Genomic DNA, 24,254 nt, shown 5'->3' with positions numbered 1-24,254 from the left:
GGAAAAAGGCAAGCATCAGGGCATAGGTGAGTGCCGGGTGGATGATCGACAGGTAGACGCCAGTGACCCGGGAACGGAATGCCAGCCAGCCAAACACGAAGGCCAGCAGGCCGGGGACCAGCAGTATCATCAGGGCGGCAAACCAGAACTGATCGAAACCCTGCCAGTACCAGGGCAGTTCACTCCAGTTCAGGAACACCATGAAGTCCGGCAACTCCGGATTGCCGTACACGCCCCGGTCGCCGATCTGGCGCATCAGGTACATGCCCATGGCATAGCCGCCCAGGGCAAAGAAGGCGCCATGACCCAGGCTGAGAATGCCGCAGTAACCCCACACCAGATCCAGCGACAGCGCCAGCAGGGCGTAGCACAGGTACTTGCCCAGCAGGGTGACGGTGTAGGCGCTCACATGCAGTGGCGAATCCGGCGGAAAAAACTGGTTGAGCAGGGTAACCACCAGTGTGGCGCCCAGCAGTACGCCCATGAAGGTTTGCGCAGTGCGATCACTGAAGGCGCTTTTGAAGGTTGAGTCTCGCATATTATTCCTCCGCGGCCCGGCCACGTTGCGGGAACAGACCCCGTGGTTTGCGCTGGATAAACAGGATGATGAAGATCAGCACGATGATTTTTGCCAGTACCGCCCCGGCCACGGGCTCCAGCAACTTGTTGGCGATGCCCAGGCTGAAGGCCGCGGTGAGGGTGCCCCACAAATTACCTACGCCGCCGAACACCACCACCATGAAGGAATCGATGATGTAGCTCTGGCCCAGGTTGGGGCCCACATTGGTGAGCTGCGCTAGGGCCACCCCGGCGACGCCGGCGATCCCCGAGCCCAGGCCGAACGTCAGCGCATTGACTCGTTCGCTGCGAATGCCCATGGCACGCGCGGTGGTGCGGTTCTGGCTGACCGCTCTGACCTGCAGACCCAGGCGGGTTTTCTTCAGCAGGGTGAGCAGGGCCAGGAACACGGCCAGGGCAAAGAAGATGATGTACAGGCGGTTATAGGTGAGCGAGAACACCGGGTTGATTTCCAGTGCGCCACTCATCCATTCCGGTGTGATCACGGTGCGGTTCAGGGGCGAAAAGATAACCCGCACCGCCTGTTGCAGAATCAGGCTGACCCCGAAGGTGGCCAGTAGCGTTTCCAGTGGTCGACCATACAGAAAACGAATCACAAAGCGTTCAATCAGAATGCCCACCAATGCCGACACCACAAAGGCGGCGGGAATGGCGATCAGCAGCGACCATTCGTGACTGTTGGGCAAAACCTGCTGAATCACATAGGTGGTGTAGGCGCCAATCATGATCAGTTCGCCGTGGGCCATGTTGATTACGCCCATAACGCCGAAGGTGATGGCCAGGCCAATGGCGGCGAGCAGCAGCACCGAGCCCAGGCTGAGGCCGAAGAACAGGGTATCGGCGGTCTGGTAGCGTTCGATGCGGGCTTCGATGCGGGTCAGCGCCTTTTCTGCGGCGCGCACTTCCGCCGGGTTGTCGCTGGCGGCGACCCGATCGCGCAGGGCGTTCTTGGCGGCGGGATGCAGGCTGCCGGCCAGTGCCGCAATGGCATTCAGGCGGGCGGCCAGATCGTCGTTGTCCAGGGTGGCGATGTTGAGTGCCACATCAATACGGTCCTGCACCCGGGCAACGGTTTCCTGGGCCCGGCGTGCAGCCAGGGCCGAGAGCATTTCCGGGTCGGCGTTGCCGATCAGCTGGCCGGCGGCCTGATAGCGCTGCTCGCTGTCCGGGCTGACCAGGTCGCGCAGGGCCAGCTGATTATTGATGACGGTACGCAGGCGGTTGTTGATCACCACCGGGCGGGCATCCCGTGAGCCCACCTGTTGCTGTTCCGCTTCGCTGACCGGGTCGAGCAGTTGCCAGCCGTCGCTGTTTTTGCGGCCCAGCATAATGGCGCCGCTGTCTCTGTGTTGCACCAGGTCGCGGTTCATCAGGGCATTGAGCAAAGGCACCACGCGCGGGTGATCCTGCTCGGCCAGTTGGCGAATGGCCGCTTCCTTGTCGTCAAAGCTGCGGCTGGCCAACTGGTTGAGAATATCGTGGAGGCCGGGGCCTGGGGCCGGGCCTGCGTCTGTGGCCAGGTCGGCCAGAACCGTATTGCACAACGCTGCCAGCAGCAGGGTTGTCAAAAACCGGCCAATAGCGTGACCCATAGTGGGCTCCTTACAGACTGGGTAGATCGAAAAAGCCGGTCACCACCCTGCGCCGTAACGCAAGGTGATAACCGGAGAGGGTCGTGCCTGTTACTGCATGGCCTTGCTGCCAAGGCATTTCTTGGTTTTGGTGTCGTAGTTGCCGCACTGGGTCGGCGCGCTCCAGTCGGAAATCAGATCCTTGGAGCCGGGCAGGTAGTCGGACCAGGCATCACCTTTCACCAGGCCGTCGGTTTCCCAGACCACGGCGAACTGGCCGTCGTCCTGGATTTCCCCGATCAGTACCGGCTTGGACAGATGGTGGTTCTCGTTCATCACCGCCATGCCGCCGGTCAGGTTCGGGCTTTCTACACCGATCATGGCCTCTGCCACTTTATCCGTGTCGGTGGACTGGGCTTTTTCCACAGCCTTCACCCACATGTTGAAACCGATATAGGTGGCTTCCATGGGGTCGTTGGTGACGCGCTTGTCGTCCTTGGTAAAGTCATGCCACTGGGCGATGAAAGCATCGTTGCTATCGTTGTAGACGCTCTGGAAATAGTTCCAGGCAGCCAGATGGCCGACCAGCGGGCTGGTGTCGATACCGGACAGTTCTTCTTCACCCACGGAGAAGGCCACTACCGGAATGTCCTGGGCGCTGACGCCCTGGTTGCCCAGTTCCTTGTAGAACGGCACGTTGGCATCGCCGTTGATGGTGGAGACCACTGCGGTTTTCTTGCCCTGATTACCGAAGGCCTTGATGTCGCTGACAATGGACTGCCAGTCGGAATGACCGAACGGGGTGTAGTTGATCATGATGTCCTTGTCGGCCACGCCCTTGGACTTCAGGTAGGCTTCCAGGATCTTGTTGGTGGTGCGCGGGTACACATAGTCGGTACCAGCCAGCACGAAGCGTTCCACGCCCAGTTCGTTGATCAAATAGTTCACTGCCGGGATTGCCTGCTGGTTGGGTGCGGCGCCGGTGTAGAACACATTCTTGGACGATTCTTCCCCTTCGTACTGCACCGGGTAGAACAGCAGGCCGTTGAGTTCTTCCACCACCGGCAGCACGGATTTACGCGATACCGAGGTCCAGCAGCCGAAGATCACATCCACGCCTTGCTGGCTGATCAGCTCACGGGTTTTTTCCGCAAACAGAGGCCAGTTGGAAGCCGGGTCAACGACCACAGGTTCCAGCTGCTTGCCCATCACGCCGCCCTTCTTGTTCTGTTCCTCGATCATCATCAGAACAGTGTCTTTCAGGGTGGATTCACTAATGGCCATGGTGCCGGACAGGGAATGCAGTACCCCGACCTTGATGGTATCGGCGGCCATTACCGTGCCGCTGTAGATAATGCTGCCGGAAATCATGATTCCTGCAGTCAGTCGTTTCAGTGTGTTTGAAATTTGCATGGCAAAACTCCTTGTGGTTATGCACTTACATCCGTAGTTGCAGACCAAGTACAAAGGTGTCGTTGTCGCTGAACAGCTCGTCGTTGCGGTCCTGGTAGGCCGCACTGATACGGGCGTTGTGGCTCTTGATGATGTAGTTCAGGTTGAACTCGCTGATGTCGCCTTCGGCGCCATCGGTGACTTCGCCCTCGGTGTAACGAATGACCGGTTGCAGTTGACCCGGACCGATTGCCTGCGGGAACAGGAAGCCGGCCAGCACGAAATAGCCGTCACTTTCGTCGCCACCCAGGCCGCCAAGACCGTCGTACTGGTAATAGGCCCCTTCCACGGTGACGGTGCCGGCGCCGGTGTTCTTCTCGAACAAGGCATCCACACTCCAGGCGGAATCGGAACCCTGGCTCTGGCCTACCAGGCCAAGGGCGAGAATGTCTTTCTCTCCGAAGTAGGTGCTGGAGTTGTAATACCCCGGCTCGGGATCCATCAGGTTGAGGGTGAGGCGGCCGCTGTACAGCAAGTCGTCATCATCTTCCGCAGGGACCGGATCTTCCGGGCCTTCGGTGACGGAGAACTGCCATTTGAACTGGCCTTCGTTGACCTGGCCCCAGTAGGCAACGCCGTCGTCACGGCCGGCAAAAATAGCCGGGTAGGCTTGTACAGATGGAAAGTTCCAGGTGGTCAGATAGTACGGCCCGGAGAGGTTGGAACGGTCACTGGCGGGCAGGAATCGGCCGGCCCAAAGATTGAAGGTGTCGGAATACTCGAACCGGGCAATGGCATCAAGAACCCGCATCTTTTCTTCAGCACCATCGTATTCAGTGTTTACGGTCATCTTGATGGTGTCGGTGACCTGACCATTGATGTACAGACGCACACTGTCCAGATTGAAATCGCTGGAGCTGGATTCGCCGTCAGGTGCCGCGTTTTCCACACTGGTAAAGCTGGTGCGCAGGCCTCCGCCCACTGAGATGTCCGGATCGATCTCGGCACTGAGTGCTGATATCGGTGTGATGAGAGCGGCCATGGCAAGCGCGCTCGTTACAGCTTCCTTTCGTAACATGGGTTTCCCCCCATCGATGAATGAAATCGTTGCTTGCGAACTAGTCGTCGTTGTCAGACTTGCCGCTGTGCATACGCGCTTCGTGAAGCATATGCAGTGTTATCTTTCGCACTTCATTGCGGGAACTTTCGATATGAGCGCGTAGCTGAATCTGTGCCTGCTCGCAGCGCCGATGCTGAATAGCATCAAGAATGGAGCCGTGCTCCTGGTAGGTGGCATCGATGCGCGGTGGTTTGGTGAAATCCAGGCGGCGAATGATGCGCAAGCGCTCGGTGAGGTCGTGATGAATGCGCGCCATTTCAGCGTTGCCGGCGGCTTCCACCAGCATTTCGTGAAAGCGTTCATCCAGCCGGCTCAGGGTGCCGCCGTCTTTCAGCCTTTCCGACTCGGGCACACACCAGATGCGAATCAGGTCATCGAGTTTTGATGAGTTATTTTCCTGCTCGCAGATCTTGCGTACTGCGGCACATTCCAGAATGGTGCGCACATCGTAGAGCTCTTCGAAGTAATCAAAGTCAAAGGGTTTGACCTGCCAGCCACTGCGAAAAAGGACATCCACATAGGATTCGCGTTGCAGCCGAAACAGCGCTTCACGAACTGGCGTGCGTGATGCGCCCATGCGTTCGGCAATCTCGTTTTCGCTGAAACGGTCACCGGGCATTAGCCGGAAATCGAAGATGTCGCTTTTCAGCTGCTGATAGATGCGATCAGCCAGATTGTTGGATTTTTTTTCTGCACGCGCTTTCATGGCATGTCCTCTCAGGCAACCGCTTTCGGATCAATGACCAGTACCGGATCACCGGCATTGATGATGGAGCCCGGTTGGCAGTGCAGGCCGGTGACCTTGCCGCTGGCGTTGGCGACGATCTCGAATTCCATCTTCATGGCTTCCACGATCACCAGGGGCTGGCCTTCGCTGACCTGGGCGCCTTCTTCCACCAGCAGCTTCCAGACGTTGCCGCTGATTTCGGCGCTGATCAGGTGGCCATCCACTTCGCCGATATCTGCCTTGTTGCCCATCAGTGCGGATTCCACCGCCGCGTCCTCGTCCTGCCAGCGCGAGACTTCTTCGCGGAAGGCCACATCACGGCGGGCGTTGAAGTCGGCAATTTCCTGTTGGTTGTCTGTCAGGAACTGGCGGTGCTCGGCCAGGCTGAAGGGCTCTTCGCTGATCTCCACCTGCAGGTGACCGTGGCGGAAGGCCTCGCGCATCTCGGTGAGTTTTTCCTCGCTGACCGGGTAGTAACGCACCTGGTCGAAAAACTTCAGCAACCAGGGCTCGCCACTGTGGAACTGGGTGTTCTTCAGGTGCTTGTTCCAGATCGGCAGGGTGCGACCCACCAACTGGTAACCGCCGGGGGAGTCCATGCCGTAGATGCACATGTAGACGCCGCCGATGCCCACGGTGCCTTCGGCGGTGTAGGTGCGCGCCGGGTTGTACTTGGACGTCATCAGGCGGTGGCGGGGATCAATGGGGACGGCACAGGGTGCGCCCAGGTACACATCACCCAGGCCCAGTACCAGATAGCTGGCACTGAAAATGATATCGCGTACCTGGTCCGTGGATTGCAGGCCGTTGATGCGGCGAATGAACTCCACGTTGTTGGGCAACCAGGGGGCGTCACTGCGAATGGTTTCCTGGTAACGGGTGACCGCATCCAGGGTGGCGCTGTCTTCGAAGGCCATGGGCAGGTGCAGTACCCGCGAGGTAACGACCATATCGTCCACACTGCCGATGGATTGTTCTCGATCCAGCAGCGCATTGACCAGTGAGCCCTGATCAATACGGCGGGAGTCGTAATGCACCTGCAGGCTGCGTACCCCGGGGGACAGTTCGAGAATGCCGTCCACCGGCGACGTCTTCAGGTTTTCCATCAGCGCATGGACACGCATGCGCAGGGCCAGGTCGAGCACGTTGTCGCCGTATTCGATCAGGATGTACTTGTCGCCGGCCTGGCGGTAGACGATGCGTGGCACATGGCCGAGCGCATCCTTCTCCGCCAGCATGGTCGCCGAGGTAAAGGTGTCGCTGTGGTCGCTGATCTCCGGGTTTACCACCGGAATCACACCCAGATTTTCGATGGAGGCATCCTGGGCTTCTTCCATGGCTTTGGCTTGTGCAAAGCTGATCGGTGAGAAGCGAATGCTGTCGCCGGGCTTCAACTGGCCCACTTTCCACAGCTCGGCCTTGGCAATAGTCACCGGGCAGACGAACCCCCCAAGGCTCGGGCCATCCTTGGTGAGGATGACCGGGAAATCACCGGTGAAATTGATGGAGCCGATGGCGTATTCGTTGTCGTGAACATTGGACGGATGCAGGCCGGCTTCGCCGCCGTCGGTACGGGTCCAGCTCGGCTTGGGGCCTACCAGACGGATGCCCAGCCGGTTGGAGTTGTAGTGCACCTGCCAGTCGGCGCTGAAGAATTCCTCGATGGCATCTTCGCTAAAGAAGTCCGGCGCGCCGTGGGGACCGTACAGCACCTTGATATCCCACTGTTGCGGGTAGTCCGGGATCAGATTGTCTTCGGCCGGGTGTGGTTCGGCCACCGGCGCCGGTGTGGGACAACCGGCCAGTTGTGGCTGGCAGAGGGAGAGCACATCGCCCTTGCGCAGGGTGCGGCCACCGTGGCCGCCGAACTTGCCCAGCACGAAGGTGGATTTGCTGCCCAGATAATCCGGTACGTCGATGCCGTTGCGTACGGCGATATAAGTGCGGCAGCCGCTGCTCACTTTACCGGTGGTCAGGGTCTGGCCGGACTTGATGGTAATGGGTTCCCAGAAGGATACCGGCTGGCCGTCCAGCTCCGCCTCACAAGCGGCGCCGGTGAGCGCCACCACAGTGTCGCAATGGAACTTCAGGCCGGGCCCCACCAGGGTAGCTTCCAGGCCGGCGGCGCTGCCGTGGTTGCCGACAATACGATTGCCCAGACGGAAAGCGACATCATCCATGGGGCCGGACGGCGGCACGCCGATATCCCAGTAGCCGGCCCGGCCCGGATAATCCTGCACCGTGGTGTAGGTGCCCGGCTCGACAATCTCGAAGGCCATGGGCGTATAAGCAAAGGTTTCCAGATAGCGGGTGGAAACGGTGCCGGCGATGACATTGTCATCGCGGAGAATCTGCCGCAGGTAATCCAGGTTGGTGGCAATCCCAGAGAGGCGGGTTTCCGCCAGCGCTGTCTGCATCTTCTCCAGAGCGTCGGTGCGATTGCTGCCGTGGACGATGACCTTAGCCAGCATCGGATCATAGTGGGGGCTGACCACGGTGCCAGTGTCCACCCAGCCATCCAGACGGATGTTGTCGGGGAAGGACACTTCCGTGAGTTCACCGGGACTGGGCTGGAAATCCTTCAGCGCATCTTCGGCGTAGATGCGCACTTCCATGGACGCGCCCTGACTGGTGTAGTCGTCATCTAGCGGCGGGCGTTCGCCGCCAGCCAGTTGCAGCATCCACTGCACCAGGTCCACGCCGAACACAGATTCGGTGACGCCATGCTCCACCTGCAGGCGAGTATTCACTTCCAGGAAATAGAATTCGTCGCGTTCGTCGTCGTAGATATATTCCACCGTGCCGGCGGAGCGGTATTTGACGGTCTGGCCCAGGCGTACAGCGCTGGCATGCAGTTGCTCGCGGGTGGCCTGGGGCAGGTTGGGGGCCGGGGTTTCTTCCACCACTTTCTGGTTGCGGCGTTGCAGGGAGCATTCCCGTTCGCCCAGGGCCAGCACGGTGCCGTTGCCGTCACCGAAGATTTGCACTTCCACATGGCGGGCGTGGGCGACGAAGCGTTCGATGAAAACGCCGCTGTCAGAGAAGAAACTTTCCCCCAGACGTTTTACCGATTCGAAAGCGGCTACCAGTTCGTCTTCGTTGTTGCAGCGAGACAGGCCGATGCCGCCACCGCCAGCGGTGCTCTTCAGCATCACCGGATAGCCGATATCGATGGCGGCCTGTTTGGCTTCCTCCAGGCTGGCCAGCAAGTCGGTGCCGGGGGCCAGGGGTACGCCGGCTTTTTCAGCGATGGCACGGGCTTCATGCTTGAGGCCGAACTCGCGCAGTTGCTTCGGGGTGGGGCCCACAAAGGCGATGCCGTTGGCGTCGCAGGCCTCGGCAAACTCGGCATTTTCCGAGAGGAAGCCGTAGCCGGGGATGATGGCATCGGCGCCGGTGTCCTTTGCCGCCTGCAGAATCAGATCGGTTTTCAGGTAACTCTCTGCGGCGGTCTGGCCACCCAGGGCCACGGCCTCATCGGCCACGCTGACGTGCTGGCTGTTGCGATCCGCATCGGAATATACGGCTACCGAGGCGATACCCATCTGCTTCAGGGTGCGGCAGATACGTACCGCAATCTCTCCCCGGTTGGCGATCAGCACTTTCTTCAACATTACAGGGCTCCGTCTTTTTTCAATGTCGAGATGTAGTTTCTCCAGCCACCCAGTTCGGTAATGTCGGTAGCGTCGTCGATGGCCCAGGGCTCGCAGATAAAGCCTTTCACCCAGCGGCCATCCACGGTTTCCAGGCTGCCGATGCCCAGCGGGGCGGGAATCAGGCCGACAAAGCTGCCGAAGTGTTCGATGGGCATCTGCCACAGCTCGATGGGAATGCTGTCGCCGCCGTCCTTTTCATTGCGGATCAGCCCGGGCTTGGGTGGCACCGTGTTGGCCAGGGCATAAAGGCGGTAGCAGGGGGCGGTGTGAGTGGCTTCCAGTAGCACCGCGTCACGTTCGGTGAGCTGGCTATTGAGCGGCATGCCGGTGAGGTGGGCACCAACCACGGCCACGGTGATGGTGTTGTTATCGTCAATGGCTGATGGGGGTTGCGGTGCGGGCAGATCCAGATCGGTGGCGCCGGCCTGCCAGGGCTGGTGTTGCTGCCAGCGCTGCCCGAATTCGACCAGGGCATGGTCGTGCCAGGCCGGGGCGACCAGAGTGAAGCCACCGGGCAGGCCGTCATCACGAAAGCCGCCGGGTAAGGCCAGGGCACAGAGGTCCAGCAGGTTGACGAAGTTGGTCCAGGTCCCCAGTTGGCTGTTCAGGGTGATGGGGTCGGCGCGCACCGCGTCGCGGGTGTAGATGCCCGGTGCCGTGGGCAGTAGTAAAGCATCCACCTCGGCCAGCAGGGTGTCGGACTGGCGCTTGAGTTCGGCCAGCCGGTATTGGGCGCGGAAGCTGTCAACGGCGGTGAGCTGGGCGGCGGGTTCGAGGATGTCACGAATCACCGGTAGCAGCGCCTCCGGCTTTTCCTGTAACAGGTTCTCAGTGACGGTGAAGCGCTCTGCGACCCAGGGCCCCTGATAAAGCAGGGCGGCGGCATCCTGTAGCACCATGGTGTCCACGCTAACCAGCTCGGCAATACTCTTTAGGCTTTCCAGTTGCTGTTCCCAGAGCGCTTTCGCCCGGGTATCACCGAACCAGGGCAGGTCTTTGGGAATGCCCAGCTTTGGCCGTGCGGGTAGCCCGTTTTTTTGCCGGGACGGCGCCGGACGGCTGAAGGCATCGTCGCGATCGAACTGGCCGATGATGCGGTAAATGGTCTGGGCGTCTTCCACGTTCAGCGCAAAGACGCTGACACAGTCGAGCGTTCGGCAGGCCGGCACCACACCTTGGGTACTCGCGGCACCGCGGGTGGGTTTCAGGCCCACAGTATTGGTAAAGGCGGCGGGGATTCGCCCGGAGCCGGCGGTGTCGGTACCCAGGGAGAAGGGCACCAGCCCCTGGCTGACGCTGACTGCAGACCCGGAACTGGAACCGCCGCTGAGGTAGTCAGGATTGAAAGGGTTGGCAACCTCGCCGTAGGGCGAACGGGTACCCACCAGGCCGGTGGCGAACTGATCCAGATTGGTTTTGCCCACCACAATCGCCCCGGCCTCGCGTAGCAGTCTGACCACGGTGGCGTCTTGCTGCGGTGTATAGGCAAAGTCGGGGCAGGCGGCGGTGGTGGGAATGCCGGCCACATCAATATTGTCTTTCACCGCAAAGGGAATGCCATACAAGGGCAGGTCGGGGTCGGTGAGAGCATTGGCCTGGGCCAGCAGGGAGGACTCGTCCAGCAGGTGAATCCACAGGGCGCGCTCGCTGTCGTGCAGCCGCGTTGCCAGTTGTTCCATAGCCTGTACCGGGGTGAGGTCACCGCTGCGGTAGGCCGCCTGCCATTGTTCAAGAGTCCAGCCAATCATTCGTTAGCACACCTGGTTGTACACAAGTTGGTATGCGGACTTGTGCAAAGGCGGTGCCAAACAGATAAAAATAATTTAAGTGACTGTTTTTACAAAAATTAAATGTCTGATGGCTGACGTCATCGGCTTCAACCGTCAGGCTGGTATGCGCCACGCTGATGCAGCTGCGCTGTAAGAGTGCAAAAGGGTGCGTTGCGATAAAGAGTTGCTATTGCCGGCAACGATCGCTGGCAAAGGGGTGTGCTATTTCCACTTTTGACGGTGTTTTGGCATGGTTGATAAGGACTGTCAGATCAAACAGGAGGCGTGCATGTCCTCGCGAGCGCTGGTTGTGGAAGGAGGCGCCATGCGCGGCATTTTTGCCGCCGGGGTGCTGGATGCCTTTCTCGAAAAAGATTACCGGGAATTCGATTTCGCGGTGGGAGTGTCCGCCGGTTCCACCAATCTGATCGGTTACCTGGCCGGGGATCACGGGCGCAGTCGGCGCATCATTACCGATCACGCCTGCCGGGCGGATTTCATTAACTGGCAGCGCTTCATGAGCGGCGGCCACCTGTGTGATGTGCACTGGTTGTGGCATCAATCCTTGCAGGATGTACCGCTCAGTCTGGATCGACACTGGCAATCGCAGACGCCGCTATGGGTGGTTACCACCTCGGTGGAGGATGGCGAGCCTCGTTACTATCAGGCGACGCCCGGCAATCTGGACGAGATCATGACGGCGTCCTGTTCCATTCCTTTTGCTTACCGGCAATTCCCCACGGTGAACGGGCACCCCATGACCGATGGCGGACTGGGTGACTCCATTCCGGTGCGCTGGGCCTATGAGCAAGGCGCCAGGGATATCACTGTGGTGCTGTCCCGACATCAGGGTTACCGCAAGAAGCCCAGCGCGTTGACGCCACTGCTGAAACCCTGGGTCAAGGATATGCCGGGCTTGTATGCCGGCATGCTGAAGCGTTCGCAAACCTACAATGACGCGCTGGAATTTATTGATAACCCACCGACGGACTGCCGGCTGACGGTGATTGCGCCGGGTCAGGACTTTCCGGTGAGTCGCTTGACCACCAATGGCCAGAAGCTGGAGCAGGGCTATTGGCAAGGGCATCAGGCGGCGTCGGTGGCGCTGGGCGAGCAGTTTCTCGAAGCGGTGGGGTAAGGTTGCCTGCACTCAATGGCCACGCCATGGCAGAGAGTCATTTCGGCCCCTGGGGTTTGTCGCTGTTCGCTATTAACTATTCACTGTTAACGGGCTTTTCGCAGCGCCAAGTCCACGCTTCCAGCTCAATGCGTTGAATGCCGCGATGATGGTTATCCATCAGGAACACGCGCCGGTCTTTCAGGACGGCCCGATTGCCGTCGGCTTTCTTGATGGCCTTGAACAGTTTCTTTTTGGCGTTGTTTTCGATCCAGGCGTCACTGAAAAGCAGGCCCTGGAGTTTGCCGCCGGTTTCTATGGTAACGGTATCACCGCCCTGGCAGTCGCTGGGTGGCGTTTCCAGAAGATAGACCTTGTCCGCCTGGCTGCTTGAAGCCAGTAATAACAGCGCGATACTGAGCAACCTGCGCATAGTGCTTCCTTTTTTGTTGTTATTCGCCGCAGGCGCGGCGTGCTTTTTCCACGTTCTCCCGCAGATGTTGCGGGTTGATGGTGCCGGCAATAATACTGCCGACGCCGGCGGTGCCAAGGATCTTGTTCATGCTTTCCTGCACCGGGTCCTTTCCCTGATTGTGCAGGTGGCCGCTGGCAAAGGCCTTCTTGATCAGGATGCCCTTGTTCCGGGCGGCGGCTTGTTCGATCACCGGTAGCTCTTCATCATGGGCCAGGTTGTAAGTGACCATGGCCATGTCCGCCTGGTCGAGGGTAGCGATGCCGCCGGCCACGGTTTTGGTGGACATGCCGGTGGCGCGGATCAGGCCGGCCTTCTTCAGATCGTTCAGTGCATCCAGGGTGCCCATGTTGAGGACGTCCAGATCGTTGCCGTCGGAATGCACCAGCACGCAATCCAGGTAGTCGGTGTTGAGTCGCTTGAGGCTGCGTTCCACCGAGGTGCGTACATGTTCTGGGGAGAAATCGAAGTGGCTGTCGCCGCTGTCGTTGTCGAATTCCTCGCCCACCTTGGTAACGATGACCCAGTGCTGGCGATCCCGGAGCAGTTGCCCTAGTCGCTCTTCGCTGCGGCCATAGGCGGGTGCGGTGTCGATCAGGTTCAGGCCCAGGTCCCGGGACTGGGCGAACAGTTCTACTACTGCCCGGTCATCGGGAATGGTAAAGGTGCTGGGGTACTTAACCCCCTTGTCGCGGCCGATCTTTACCGTGCCCAGACCGAGGGCGCTGACGGTTAACCCTGTGTTGCCCAGCGGGCGCATGAAGGACATGAAAGCTTCCTTGTTCGTCTTGCCGTAGGAGCGTCGCTGGCGGCGCGATTCCGTGCGTGGATAATCGCGCCGCCAGCGACGCTCCTACGGTGAGGTAATCAAAAACAGCGGTGCCAGTACGGCACGCCCATGGGTGCCTGTTCCAGCGTTTCCGGTACCGCTAATGGCGCCCCCGGTTCCAGCCCGCTCTCCTTTAGCAGCGCCATCACCCGGTCGCCCAGGTCCGGGGCCAGGGTGAGTTTGGTGGGCCAGGCGACAATCAGGTTGTGATCGCGGTGGGCGTAGGCATTATCCGGTTTCACCATCGCCTGCTGTTTCGGCTCGGCGCGGGTCACGTTGAGGACGGCAAACTCGGCCTGGCTGAAATCGAGCCAGGGGAACAGTTGCGTCAACTCGGTCCGGCCAGCGGCCAGTTGTTCCTGGTCACTGCGTTCCACGCCCCGTTCTGCCAGGTCGCCACCCAGATACCAGACTACCTTGCCATCCGGACAGTCATGGGTAGTCACGGTGAGCACCGGCTTGTTGCTGGTGCCGACGCAGTGGGCGTAAAGGCGGTGGCCCAGGTCGTGCTTCACCAGCAACATTTTCAGCGGGCGTAACTGGCTGTGTTCCTCGGTCAGCAGGTGGGCCTGATGGGCGCCGTCCAGCAGTGCCGGGTTGCCATTGCCGGCGGACAGGATGGTCAGGGCCGGCTCGATACGCTGGCCATTGACGGTCACCGCATTCAGTCCCTTCTCTCCCCACTCCAGCGTGTCGCGTTCCATATCGAAAGCCAGCAGCCGTTCGCGTACCGGCACGGCCAGGGTGTCGATCAATGATTCGGTATTGATGACCAGATCATCCAGCTTGTAGACATTACCCTTGAAGGCCTTGTCCGCCAGGGCGGAAGGGAAGTGGTCCCGCTTCAGTTTTTCGATGCGTCCGCGCAGCATCTTGCTGGCGAAGAAGTTGGTCATGCGCGAGGCCACTGAGCCACTGGACCACATGTGCTGGGTATCGCTGAGCACTTGCAGGTGGCGCAGGTCCACCGGATCGTCGCCGGCCATGGCGGCGCGCCAACGGTCCGGCATGGCGGCGATGGATTCCGACTCGCTGGACAGGTTGCCGCCCAGAGCATACTTGAGGCCGCCGTGAATGATGCCCTGGCTGGCCAGGGTCTGGTCGCCGCCCAGGGTGCCGGTTTCCAGCAGCAGGCACTGATAACCGGCGGCGTTGAGCCGGTTGATCAGCCACAGGCCGGCAATGCCGCCGCCGAAGATCAGAATGTCGGGTTTCAGAGGGGAGTGACTCATGGCTCACCATCGGAGAAAGTTGCCGCTATGCTAGCATAGGCTGCGCTGCGGGCACGCAAGCCGGCAACAGGCATCACCCTGATTTTCCTGTAGCGTTATGCAGGCAAGCAGTCCTTACACCGAGACAAGAGCGCCTATGCAAACCCTTTACTCCTTTCTTTGGTATTTACTGCTCCCGTTACTGTTTTTGCGCTTGTGGCTGCGCGGGCGACAGGCACCGGCCTACCGACAACGCTGGAAGGAACGCATGGCCTGGGGGTATCGCCCCGGCACCCTGAAAAGCAGTATCTGGGTGCATGCGGTGTCGGTGGGGGAAACCCTGGCGGCGGTGCCGATGATCGAGCGGTTGCTGGCGGATTACCCGGATACGCCACTGCTGGTGACCACGACGACACCCACGGGGTCGGAGCGGGTGAAGGCCCTGTTCGGAGATCGGGTGACCCATGTCTATTGCCCCTGGGAGTTGCCCACTGCTCTGAACCGCTTCCTGCGCGCCTTTGATCCGAAAACGGTGATCGTGCTGGAAACCGAACTGTGGCCCAACCTGTGTGCGGCGGTGAAACGTCACGGTGCCAAACTGATGCTGATGAACGGGCGCTTGTCGGAAAAAAGCTATCGGGGCTACAGCAAGTTGCCCCGTCTGGTACGGCCGATGATGGCGCGCTTCGATGCCCTGGCGGTGCAGACCCCGGTGGAACGGGAGCGTTATATCGCCTTGGGTGCCTGGCCGGAACGGGTGCACGCCATCGGCAGCGTGAAATTCGACATGAGCCTGGACGATACGGTCCGGCAGGCGGCGGCGCGCTTGCGGGTGGAGATTGGCGAGCGCCCGGTGTGGATTGCCGCCAGTACTCACCCGGGCGAGGATGAGCCTGTACTGGCCGCCCACAAGGCATTGCTGCAAGTCCTGCCGGATGCGCTGCTGGTGCTGGTGCCCCGCCATCCGGAACGGTTCGACAATGTGGCTCAACTGATTCGCCAGCAGGGGTTCATGCTGGCCCGGCGCAGTGGGCAGGAGGCTATCACTGCCGACACCCGGGTGTATCTGGCCGATACCATGGGCGAACTGCTGATGCTGTTCGGGGTGGCGGATGTGGCCTTTGTGGGTGGCTCGCTGGTGCCGGTGGGCGGACACAATTTGCTGGAGCCTGCCGGCTGGGGCAAGCCGGTACTCACCGGGCCCCACCTGCACAATTTTACCGCCATCGCCGGGCTACTGGACGACGCTGACGCCCTGACCCTGGTGGACAATGCGGATGCCCTGGCCATTGCGCTGCAGGCGCTGTTCCGTTATCCGGATCAACGCCAGCGTCAGGGGCAGGCGGCAGCGGCGGTGGTGGAAGCCAATCGCGGGGCGCTGGAGAAAGGGCTTGAACTGATTAGTGAACAGTTAACAGTGAAAAGTTAACAGCGACGCGAAAAAGCTTTTACGGCATTAAACGCAAGAGGCCGCGCCCATACAGTGGGCGCGGCCTCTTGGCTTTCAGAGCAGTGTTGCGCTCACGCGCGCAACTATTCACTGCCTTTTCAGTACCGCGCGTCTGGCACCAGCGCGTCGCTGCGGCCTTCCAGATCCGGCTGGTAGATGTTCAGGGTGTCGGTATCCGACAGCCATTGGTTGATCCCTGCCAGGTCGCCCTGCTGAAGGTCACCGGTGGTGGATTTCAGGGTCAGGGAGTTGATGATGTAGTCGTAGCGGGCGTTGGCGTAGTCCCGTTCGGCGGCGAACAGCGCCTGCTGGGCGTTGAGTACGTCCACCACATTACGGGTGCCTACCTCATAGCCTGACTGGGTGGCTTCCAGGGCCGAGCGAGCGGAGCGGATGGCCTGCTTGCGGGCGCTCACGCGCAGGGCATCGGATTCCACTGTGCGGTAGGCGCTGCGGGCCTGCTGAATGATATCGCGCAGGGCTTGCTGGTACTGGTAGACGGCAGCATCAGCTCGCAAGGCGGCTTCTTTCCGGCGACTGTTCAAGCCCCCACCCTGGAACAGGGGCATGCTCACTTCCACGCCGATCTGTTTGGATTCGCTGTCCGGGTTAACCCCGGTGGAAAAGCCCGCAGCACTGTTACCTTCAGGTGCCGTGTGAGAATGCTGGTATTGGGCGACAAACTGCACCTGGGGGAGTTGCGCCCCTAGCTGACGTTTGGCGGTATTTTCTGTCAGCTCGGAGTTGTAGCGGGCGGCCAGCACCTGAGGGTTTTGGGCCTGCGCCTTGTCAATCCAGTCTGCCATGTTGGCCGGTTGTGGGCCTTTCATGGGCAGTTCGTCTTTCAGTTCAGAGAGTGTTTCCCAGCGCTGACCGCTCAGCGATTCAAGTTGATCGCGGGCGATATCATATTGTTGCTGGGCGACAATCAGGTTGACCCGGGTCAGGTCATAGGTGGCCTGGGCTTCTTCCACATCGGTGGCGGGCACCAGCCCCACATCGAAACGTTCCTGGGTCTGTTCCAGTTGCCGACCGATGGCTTTTTCTTCGGCCTTGGCCGACACCAGGGTGTCCCAGGCGCGCAGCACACCAAAGTAACCCTGGGCCACCCGCAACACGAAATCCTGCCGGGCCTGTTCAAAATTGGCCTGCGCAATATCGGTGCTGGACTGTGCTTCCTTGTAGCCGTACCAGGCATCAACACGGAACAAAGGCTGCGTCAGTTGCAGGGTGGTGGTTTCGGTGCCGAAATCCTGGGTGACCCCCAGCTCTTCCAGTTTTCTCTCATTGTCATACCGGCCATAGCTGGCGGACACATTGGGAAAGAGGGCGGCTCGGCCCTGCACCAACAGTTGCTGGTCCGCGTCCCAGCTCATGCGGGCGGCCCGCCAGGTGCCGTCATAGCTCCAGGCGGCGTTGGCGATCTCGACCAGATCGGCGGCGTGGACGGAACTGGCCAGTGAGGTCAGCATGAGAACGAGGATCTTGGTTGGGCTGCGCTTCATTCTGGTGCACTCTTTCCTGGGTGAGTTTGGTCATTATAGTACTGGGTGGTACAGAAAATTGATACGGCTTCTGTCACACCGGTGTCGCGGTTGTTTGGCCGATAGGCGCTGGCGTATAGTGTCGGCCATTCCTGTCTTTTCCCATGTTTTCCGGAGGCCGACGTGCCAGACGATCAGCGCCCCATCACCGCTAATACGATTGATGAATCCTGCCAGCCTATCGCCGGCTCGCAAAAAATTTATGTTACCGGCTCTCGCCCCGACATTCGTGTCCCCATGCGAGAAATACGCCAGAGTCCGACCCCGTTGGCGGACGGAAAGTTCGAGGATAACCCACCGGTTAGCGTCTATGATACGTCCGGTCCCTATACCGACCCGGACGTAACCATTGATGTGCGGCAGGGCCTGGCGCCAATCCGTATGAACTGGATTCAGGAAAGGGATGATACCGAGCAACTGGATGGTTTGACCAGTGAATACGGGCAAAAGCGCGCCAAGGACCTGAAAACGGCCGGGTTGCGCTTCCAGCACACCCGCGTTCCGCGTCGTGCCAAAGCGGGCAAGAATGTCAGCCAGATGCACTATGCCCGCCAGGGCATCATCACCCCGGAAATGGAATTTATCGCCATCCGCGAGAACCAGCGGTTGCGTGAGCACCGGGAAGCGGGGCTGCCCATGGATCAGCATCCGGGGCAGGATTTTGGTGCCAGCATCCCGGCGGAAATCACCCCGGAATTTGTCCGTGACGAAGTGGCGCGTGGTCGAGCAGTGATTCCGGTGAATATCAACCATCCGGAAATCGAGCCGATGATCATCGGCCGTAACTTCCTCACCAAGATCAATGCCAACATCGGTAATTCGGCGGTGACCTCTTCCATTGAGGAAGAAGTGTCCAAGATGACCTGGGCTACCCGCTGGGGCGGCGATACGGTGATGGATCTGTCCACCGGCGACAATATCCATGAAACCCGCGAGTGGATTCTGCGTAACTCGCCGGTGCCGATCGGCACGGTGCCGATCTACCAGGCACTGGAGAAGGTCAACGGTGTGGCCGAAGACCTGACCTGGGAAATCTTCCGCGATACCCTGATTGAGCAGGCCGAGCAGGGGGTGAGCTACTTCACCATCCACGCCGGGGTACTGCTGCGCTACGTGCCGATGACCGCCAACCGGGTCACCGGTATCGTGTCCCGCGGTGGGTCGATCATGGCCAAGTGGTGCCTGGCGCACCATAAAGAGAGCTTCCTCTATACCCATTTCGAAGACATCTGCGAGATCATGAAGGCCTACGATGTGACCTTCAGTCTCGGCGATGGCCTGCGCCCCGGCTCTATTGCCGACGCCAACGACGAAGCCCAGTTCAGCGAACTGCGCACCCTGGGCGAGCTCACCAAGATCGCCTGGAAGCACGATGTGCAGGTGATGATCGAAGGCCCCGGACACGTGCCCATGCACATGATCAAGGCCAACATGGACGAGCAGCTCAAGCACTGTGGCGAGGCGCCGTTCTACACCCTGGGTCCGCTGACCATCGACATCTCTCCGGGCTACGATCATATTTCCAGCGCCATTGGTGCCGCCATGATTGGTTGGTACGGCACCGCCATGCTCTGCTATGTGACTCCGAAAGAGCACCTGGGTCTGCCCAACCGGGAAGACGTGAAGGAAGGCATCATCACCTACAAGATTGCCGCCCATGCGTCCGATCTTGCCAAGGGGCATCCAGGCGCCCAGCTGCGCGACAATGCCCTGTCCAAGGCGCGCTTCGAATTCCGTTGGGAAGACCAGTTCAATCTGGGCCTGGACCCGGACCGTGCCCGCGAATTCCATGATGAAACCCTGCCCAAGCAGGCCCACAAGGTGGCGCATTTCTGCTCCATGTGCGGGCCCAAATTCTGCTCCATGAAGATCAGCCAGGAAGTCCGTGAGATTTACGGCGATGGCCGGGAGCAGGTGGCGCAGGCCGACGCGGAAGCGGGCATGGAAGAGAAATCCAAGGAGTTCCGTGAAAAGGGCAGCGCCCTTTATCATGAAGCCAATGAGTGATCTGAAGCCGCTGTTCGGCCCCGATGACGTGGAAGTGCTGGAACGGGATACCCCGTTTCAGGGCTTCTTTCGTGTCGACACCCTGACCCTGAGGCACCGGCAGTACAACGGAGGCTGGGGCAATCCGGTGCGTCGTGAGCTGTTCGTGCGTCCGCAGGCGTCGGCGGTGCTGCCCTATGATCCTCGCCGGGGTGAAATCCTGCTGGTGGAGCAGTTCCGTGTGGGCGCGCTGGAGTGGCGGCATTCCCCCTGGTGCCTGGAACTGATCGCCGGCATCGCCGACAAGGACGGCGAAAGCGCCGCCGACCTGATCCGCCGTGAAGCCATGGAGGAAGCGGGCATTACCCTGGGCGAGATGGAATCCATCGCCGCCTACATGCCCAGCCCCGGTGGTACCAACGAGCGCCTGCAGGTGTTCGTTGGCCAGGCGGACCTGGCTGGCGCTGGCGGTATCTTCGGTTGCCCGGACGAAGGCGAGGACATTCGTGCCCTGACCGTGCCGGTGACCGACATTCCCGAATTGCTGGAATCCGGCCTGGTGGATAATGCGGCGTCGCTGATCGCCCTGCAGTGGCTGTTACTGCACCGCGACCGGCTGGATGCGGCCTGGGATGGAGTATGAAACGCCGCGATCGCTACCGGCTGGATTTCCGTGCCCTGATGAGCCAGTGCGAGGAAAACTACGCCCGCATGCTGCCGTTGATGAACGCCATGGGCGACCGCGACAGCATGGCCGTGGAGCTGGGCCATACCCAGCACACTCACACTCTGCAACTGCGGGTGCTGGAGCGCTCCCCCTACACCACCACCGTACGCCTGGAAGACCAGGAATTGCTGGATGTGCTACCGGCCTCTCGTCTGACCGTGCGTCTGTATCACGATGCGCGCCTTGCGGAAGTTACCGAGGCGCGTCCCTTTCGGCGGGTCAATGCCCGTTATGCCTATCCCAACCGCCACATGCACCAGCGTGATGAAAAGGTGCAGTGGAATCGCTTCCTGGCCGAGTGGCTGCGCCATGTCCACGACCACGGTCGTGATGCAGGCAACGACTGGCGCCGGCAGGTGACCGGTAATTCCTGACAGTCGCTGTAAAGAATTGCTAACCATGTCCTGATCTTGGACGTCTTTCCTAGAAAAGTGCCATCATCTTGGTTATAAGTGATCCATGAGTGTTGAGGGAATGCTCGGGAGAGCATTCGCTGCCTCCCAAACGGGAATAATAAATCGAGGACGGGAGCGGGGATCTTGACGCAGCAGTTGCAGCCCCTTCGAGTGGTGCAGTTATCAGACTGCCATCTGTTTGCCGATACACAAGGCAAGCTGTTGGGCCTGAATACACAGTTCAGTCTGGACAAGGTGTTGGAGCTGATCCGTGGTGAGCAGCCCAGCCCGGACCTGATTCTGGCCACCGGGGATCTGTCCCAGGATGCTTCCTATGAGTCGTATCAGCGGCTGGAACAGGCCCTTTCCGCCTTTCCCGCGCCGGTGTACTGGCTGGAAGGCAATCACGACAAGCCCGCCCCCATGCTCCAGGCCCTGGATTGCCATCGCGAGCGCATCAGCCCCTGCGTGCTGGAGATCGGCAACTGGACCATCATCATGCTCGACTCCACCATTCCCGGTGAAGTCCCTGGCGACCTGTTTGACGAAGACCTGAAATTTCTGGATGACGCCCTGGCCAACGCCCGTGGTGAACATCTGATGGTGTGCCTGCATCACCATCCGGTGCCGATGGAGTGTGCCTGGCTGGACACCCAGGTGGTGGGTAGTGCCGAGCAGTTTTTTGCCGTCATCGACCGCCATCCCCGTGTGCGTGCCATTATCTGGGGTCATGTGCACCAGGAGTATGATGACCTGCGCAACGGCGTGCGCCTGCTGGCCGTGCCCAGCACCTGCGTGCAGTTCAAACCGAAAAGCGAAGACTTCGCCGTCGACGACAGCAACCCGGGTTATCGCTGGCTGGATCTGTACCCGGACGGCCGCATCGACACCGCCGTCAGTCGGGTGGAGGGGATTACCTTTGAGGTGGATTTCTCGGTGAAGGGCTACTGATTTAGTTAACAGTGAACAGTTAATAGTTAACAGCGCGCGGGCGGCGGTGTTCCGGGCTGGTATGTTGGAGGCCGCGTGCAGATGATGGATGCGGCCTCCTGCGTTTAAAGAGAAAAGGCTTGACTGGGCTGACGGGTCGGGCAGCCTTGTTCACTGTTCACTGTTCACTGTTCACTGTTCACTGTTCACTGTTCACTGTTCACTGTTCACTGTTCACTGTTCACTGTTCACTGTTCACTGTTCACTGTTTCATCCTTCGACCTGTTGAATTCCTATGGCTCCAGAAACCTCTCTCATATACGTTCACGGCTTCAACAGCTCCCCAGCGTCCCACAAGGCGGGCCTGTTGCGAGAGGTGTTCGAACGCGCTGGCTGTCCTGAGCGGTTGCACGTGCCCGCGCTGCCGGTGGAGCCCAAGGCTGCCATGGCGGAGCTGGATGCGGTGATTGCCGGGGCCGGGCCGGTGGCGCTGCTGGGGTCATCGCTGGGTGGTTTCTATGCCACCTGGCTGGCCGAGCACCATGATTTGCAGGCGGTAATCGTAAATCCTGCGGTTCGACCCTGGCGACTACTGGACAAATACACAGGTATCCAGCATAACTATCACACCGGCGAGGCCTGGGAATTCAATCCGGCCTGGCTGGACGAGCTGAAGCGCTATGAGGTGCCGGTCATCAGCCAGCCGGAAAACCTGCTTCTGCTCACCCAGACCGGCGATGAAACCCTCGACTGGGAAGACGGCTGGGACTATTACGGGGACTGTCACCGCTATTGCGGCTTGGGTGGCAGCCACGGCTTTGATAACTTTGACGCCTTCATTCCGCTGATACTGCGGTTTTGTGGTATTGAAATACACGCCTGATGCCCGAGGCCAGACGCCAGACGCTTGATCCTGCCAAGCGTTCAGCGTCTGGCGTCATGCGTCCGGCGCTTCTGGAAACTCTATGGCCAATACGTATACGTCCGAAAATATTGAAGTGTTATCGGGCCTCGACCCGGTGCGCAAGCGTCCGGGGATGTACACCGATACCTCCCGCCCCAACCACCTGGCCCAGGAAGTCATCGATAACTCGGTGGATGAAGCCCTGGCTGGCCATGCCAAATCCATCAAGGTCACCCTGCTGAAAGATGGCGGCGTGGAAGTGGAAGATGACGGTCGCGGCATGCCGGTGGACATGCATCCGGTGCAGAAGAAGCCCGGGGTGGAAGTGATCCTGTCCACGCTGCATTCCGGCGGCAAGTTCTCCAACAACAACTACCAGTTCAGCGGTGGTCTGCATGGCGTAGGCGTGTCCGTCGTTAACGCTCTGTCCACCAAGCTGGAGATCCTGGTGAAACGGGACGGCCAGCTGCACCGGATGGAATTCGGAGACGGCGAAAAACGCAGTGACCTGGAAGTAGTCGACACCGTCGGCAAACGCAACACCGGCACCATTCTGCGTTTCTGGCCCGATGCCAAGTATTTCGATTCCCCGAAGATTTCCGTGTCCCGGCTCAAACATTTGCTGCGCGCCAAAGCGGTGTTGTGCCCGGGGCTGCTGGTCACCCTGGACAACCAGGTCAGCGGTGAAACCGACACCTGGCAGTTCGCCGATGGTTTGATCGAATACCTGCTGGAATCCGGTCGTGGCTGGGAGCGGGTACCGGATGAGCCCTTCAATGGCGCCATGAGTGCGGAAACCGAAGCGGTGGACTGGGCGGTGATGTGGCTGCCGGAAGGCGGCGAGCTGGTGCAGGAATCCTATGTGAACCTGATCCCCACTCCCCAGGGCGGTACTCACGTCAATGGTTTGCGCTCCGGGCTGTTGGAAGCCATGCGTGAGTTCTGTGAGTTCCGCAACCTGTTGCCCCGTGGCGTAAAGCTGACCCCGGAAGATATCTGGGATCGGGTGGCCTATGTGCTCAGCGTCAAGATGCAGGACCCGCAGTTCGCCGGCCAGACCAAGGAGCGTCTCAGCTCCCGGCAGACTGCCGCGTTTGTGTCCGGTGTGGTCAAGGATGCCTTCTCCCTGTGGTTGAACCAGCACACCAATGAGGCGGAGAAGCTGGCGGATCTGTGCATCAATAATGCCCAGAAGCGTCTGCGCGCGGCCAAGAAAGTCACCCGCAAGAAAGTGACCAGCGGCCCGGCGTTGCCCGGCAAGCTGGCGGACTGTACCAGCGATGATCCTTCCCAGAGTGAAATCTTCCTGGTGGAAGGGGATTCGGCGGGTGGCTCTGCCAAACAGGCCCGGGACCGGGTTTACCAGGCCATCATGCCCCTGCGCGGCAAGATCATGAACACCTGGGAAGTGGACTCCGCCGAAGTGCTGGGCAGCCAGGAAATTCACGATATCGCCGTGGCCCTGGGTATCGAACCGGGCAGCGATGATCTGAGCGCCCTGCGTTACGGCAAGGTGTGCATCCTCGCCGATGCGGATTCCGACGGCTTGCACATTGCCACCCTGATCTGTGCCCTGTTCCTGCGCCACTTCCCGGCGCTGGTGAAAAATGGCCATGTCTTCGTCGCCATGCCACCGCTATACCGCATCGACGTGGGCAAGGAGGTTTACTACGCCCTGGACAAGGAAGAGCGCGAAGGGGTGCTGGACCGTATCAAAGCCGAGAAGAAGCGCGGCAAGGTCAACGTCACCCGCTTCAAGGGCCTGGGCGAAATGAACCCGCTGCAACTGCGCGAAACCACCATGGCCCGGGATACCCGTCGATTGGTGCGCCTGGATGTAACCGGCGGCGACGATACTCTCCAGTTGATGGATAT

At 60.1% G+C, this 24,254-nt stretch carries 19 protein-coding genes; 8 read left to right on the top strand and 11 right to left on the bottom strand.

What is annotated here, in order from left to right; translation table 11 throughout:
• From ACFE0K_RS15655 to atzF, 7 genes are all read right to left on the bottom strand, one after another.
• A partial coding sequence (locus ACFE0K_RS15655) for an ABC transporter permease subunit (RefSeq protein ID WP_434536951.1) occupies positions 1–538 on the bottom strand: 538 nt, incomplete at its 3' end.
• Position 539: 1 nt separating this feature from the next.
• Positions 540–2,171, bottom strand: coding sequence for an urea ABC transporter permease subunit UrtB (gene urtB, locus ACFE0K_RS15650; RefSeq protein ID WP_434536950.1), 1,632 nt, complete (start codon positions 2,169–2,171; stop codon positions 540–542).
• A 90-nt stretch (positions 2,172–2,261) separates the two neighbouring features.
• Positions 2,262–3,521 carry an urea ABC transporter substrate-binding protein gene (gene urtA / locus ACFE0K_RS15645; protein WP_434536952.1) on the bottom strand — a complete coding sequence of 420 codons (1,260 nt, stop codon included), beginning with the start codon at positions 3,519–3,521 and terminating at the stop codon, positions 2,262–2,264.
• A 67-nt stretch (positions 3,522–3,588) separates the two neighbouring features.
• Positions 3,589–4,584, bottom strand: a complete 996-nt coding sequence (locus ACFE0K_RS15640) for a hypothetical protein (protein ID WP_434536949.1) — start codon at positions 4,582–4,584, stop codon at positions 3,589–3,591.
• Between the two features lie 76 nt (positions 4,585–4,660).
• A complete protein-coding gene (locus tag ACFE0K_RS15635; protein WP_434536948.1) occupies positions 4,661–5,368 on the bottom strand; it encodes a GntR family transcriptional regulator in 708 nt (235 codons plus the stop codon).
• A gap of 11 nt (positions 5,369–5,379) precedes the next feature.
• Entirely contained in the window at positions 5,380–9,003 is a 3,624-nt protein-coding gene (uca, locus tag ACFE0K_RS15630) for an urea carboxylase (protein WP_434536947.1), read from the bottom strand.
• Positions 9,003–10,793, bottom strand: coding sequence for an allophanate hydrolase (gene atzF / locus ACFE0K_RS15625; protein WP_434536946.1), 1,791 nt, complete (start codon positions 10,791–10,793; stop codon positions 9,003–9,005). The genes uca and atzF overlap by 1 nt, the downstream gene beginning before the upstream one ends.
• Positions 10,794–11,103: 310 nt before the next feature.
• On the opposite strand from atzF, the gene ACFE0K_RS15620 reads away from it, so the two are divergent.
• Positions 11,104–11,952 (top strand): patatin-like phospholipase family protein, encoded by an 849-nt coding sequence (locus ACFE0K_RS15620; RefSeq protein WP_434536945.1) that lies wholly within the window; start codon positions 11,104–11,106, stop codon positions 11,950–11,952.
• Between the two features lie 76 nt (positions 11,953–12,028).
• Here ACFE0K_RS15620 and ACFE0K_RS15615 read toward each other — a convergent pair whose 3' ends face one another.
• From ACFE0K_RS15615 to ACFE0K_RS15605, 3 genes are all read right to left on the bottom strand, one after another.
• Complete coding sequence (locus ACFE0K_RS15615) at positions 12,029–12,364, bottom strand: hypothetical protein (protein WP_434536944.1); 336 nt, start codon at positions 12,362–12,364, stop codon at positions 12,029–12,031.
• Between the two features lie 19 nt (positions 12,365–12,383).
• Positions 12,384–13,172 carry an aldo/keto reductase gene (locus tag ACFE0K_RS15610; protein WP_434536943.1) on the bottom strand — a complete coding sequence of 263 codons (789 nt, stop codon included), beginning with the start codon at positions 13,170–13,172 and terminating at the stop codon, positions 12,384–12,386.
• Positions 13,173–13,270: 98 nt separating this feature from the next.
• Positions 13,271–14,464, bottom strand: a complete 1,194-nt coding sequence (locus ACFE0K_RS15605) for an FAD-dependent oxidoreductase (protein WP_434536942.1) — start codon at positions 14,462–14,464, stop codon at positions 13,271–13,273.
• A gap of 136 nt (positions 14,465–14,600) precedes the next feature.
• Here ACFE0K_RS15605 and waaA point away from each other — a divergent pair, with 136 nt between their 5' ends.
• Complete coding sequence (gene waaA, locus ACFE0K_RS15600) at positions 14,601–15,872, top strand: lipid IV(A) 3-deoxy-D-manno-octulosonic acid transferase (RefSeq protein WP_434536941.1); 1,272 nt, start codon at positions 14,601–14,603, stop codon at positions 15,870–15,872.
• A 119-nt stretch (positions 15,873–15,991) separates the two neighbouring features.
• Here waaA and ACFE0K_RS15595 read toward each other — a convergent pair whose 3' ends face one another.
• A complete protein-coding gene (locus ACFE0K_RS15595; protein WP_434536940.1) occupies positions 15,992–17,398 on the bottom strand; it encodes a TolC family outer membrane protein in 1,407 nt (468 codons plus the stop codon).
• 162 nt (positions 17,399–17,560) lie between these two features.
• On the opposite strand from ACFE0K_RS15595, the gene thiC reads away from it, so the two are divergent.
• The 6 genes from thiC to parE all read left to right on the top strand — a co-directional run.
• A complete protein-coding gene (gene thiC / locus ACFE0K_RS15590; protein WP_434536939.1) occupies positions 17,561–19,444 on the top strand; it encodes a phosphomethylpyrimidine synthase ThiC in 1,884 nt (627 codons plus the stop codon).
• Complete coding sequence (locus ACFE0K_RS15585) at positions 19,437–20,066, top strand: NUDIX domain-containing protein (RefSeq protein ID WP_434536938.1); 630 nt, start codon at positions 19,437–19,439, stop codon at positions 20,064–20,066. The genes thiC and ACFE0K_RS15585 overlap by 8 nt, the downstream gene beginning before the upstream one ends.
• Entirely contained in the window at positions 20,063–20,524 is a 462-nt protein-coding gene (locus tag ACFE0K_RS15580) for a DUF1249 domain-containing protein (protein WP_434536937.1), read from the top strand. Before ACFE0K_RS15585 ends, ACFE0K_RS15580 begins: the two co-directional genes overlap by 4 nt.
• A gap of 165 nt (positions 20,525–20,689) precedes the next feature.
• Complete coding sequence (cpdA, locus tag ACFE0K_RS15575; RefSeq protein WP_434536936.1) at positions 20,690–21,496, top strand: 3',5'-cyclic-AMP phosphodiesterase; 807 nt, start codon at positions 20,690–20,692, stop codon at positions 21,494–21,496.
• Positions 21,497–21,770: 274 nt separating this feature from the next.
• Positions 21,771–22,358, top strand: coding sequence for a YqiA/YcfP family alpha/beta fold hydrolase (locus ACFE0K_RS15570; protein ID WP_434536935.1), 588 nt, complete (start codon positions 21,771–21,773; stop codon positions 22,356–22,358).
• A gap of 82 nt (positions 22,359–22,440) precedes the next feature.
• Positions 22,441–24,254: DNA topoisomerase IV subunit B (parE, locus tag ACFE0K_RS15565; protein ID WP_434536934.1), on the top strand; the 1,814-nt coding region annotated here is incomplete at its 3' end.

Origin of the sequence: Alcanivorax sp. (assembly GCF_051117345.1) — a bacterium.
Taxonomy (GTDB): domain Bacteria; phylum Pseudomonadota; class Gammaproteobacteria; order Pseudomonadales; family Alcanivoracaceae; genus Alcanivorax.
Note: the sequence above shows the minus strand (reverse complement) of the source record. Positions and strands in the feature narration are given on the sequence as shown.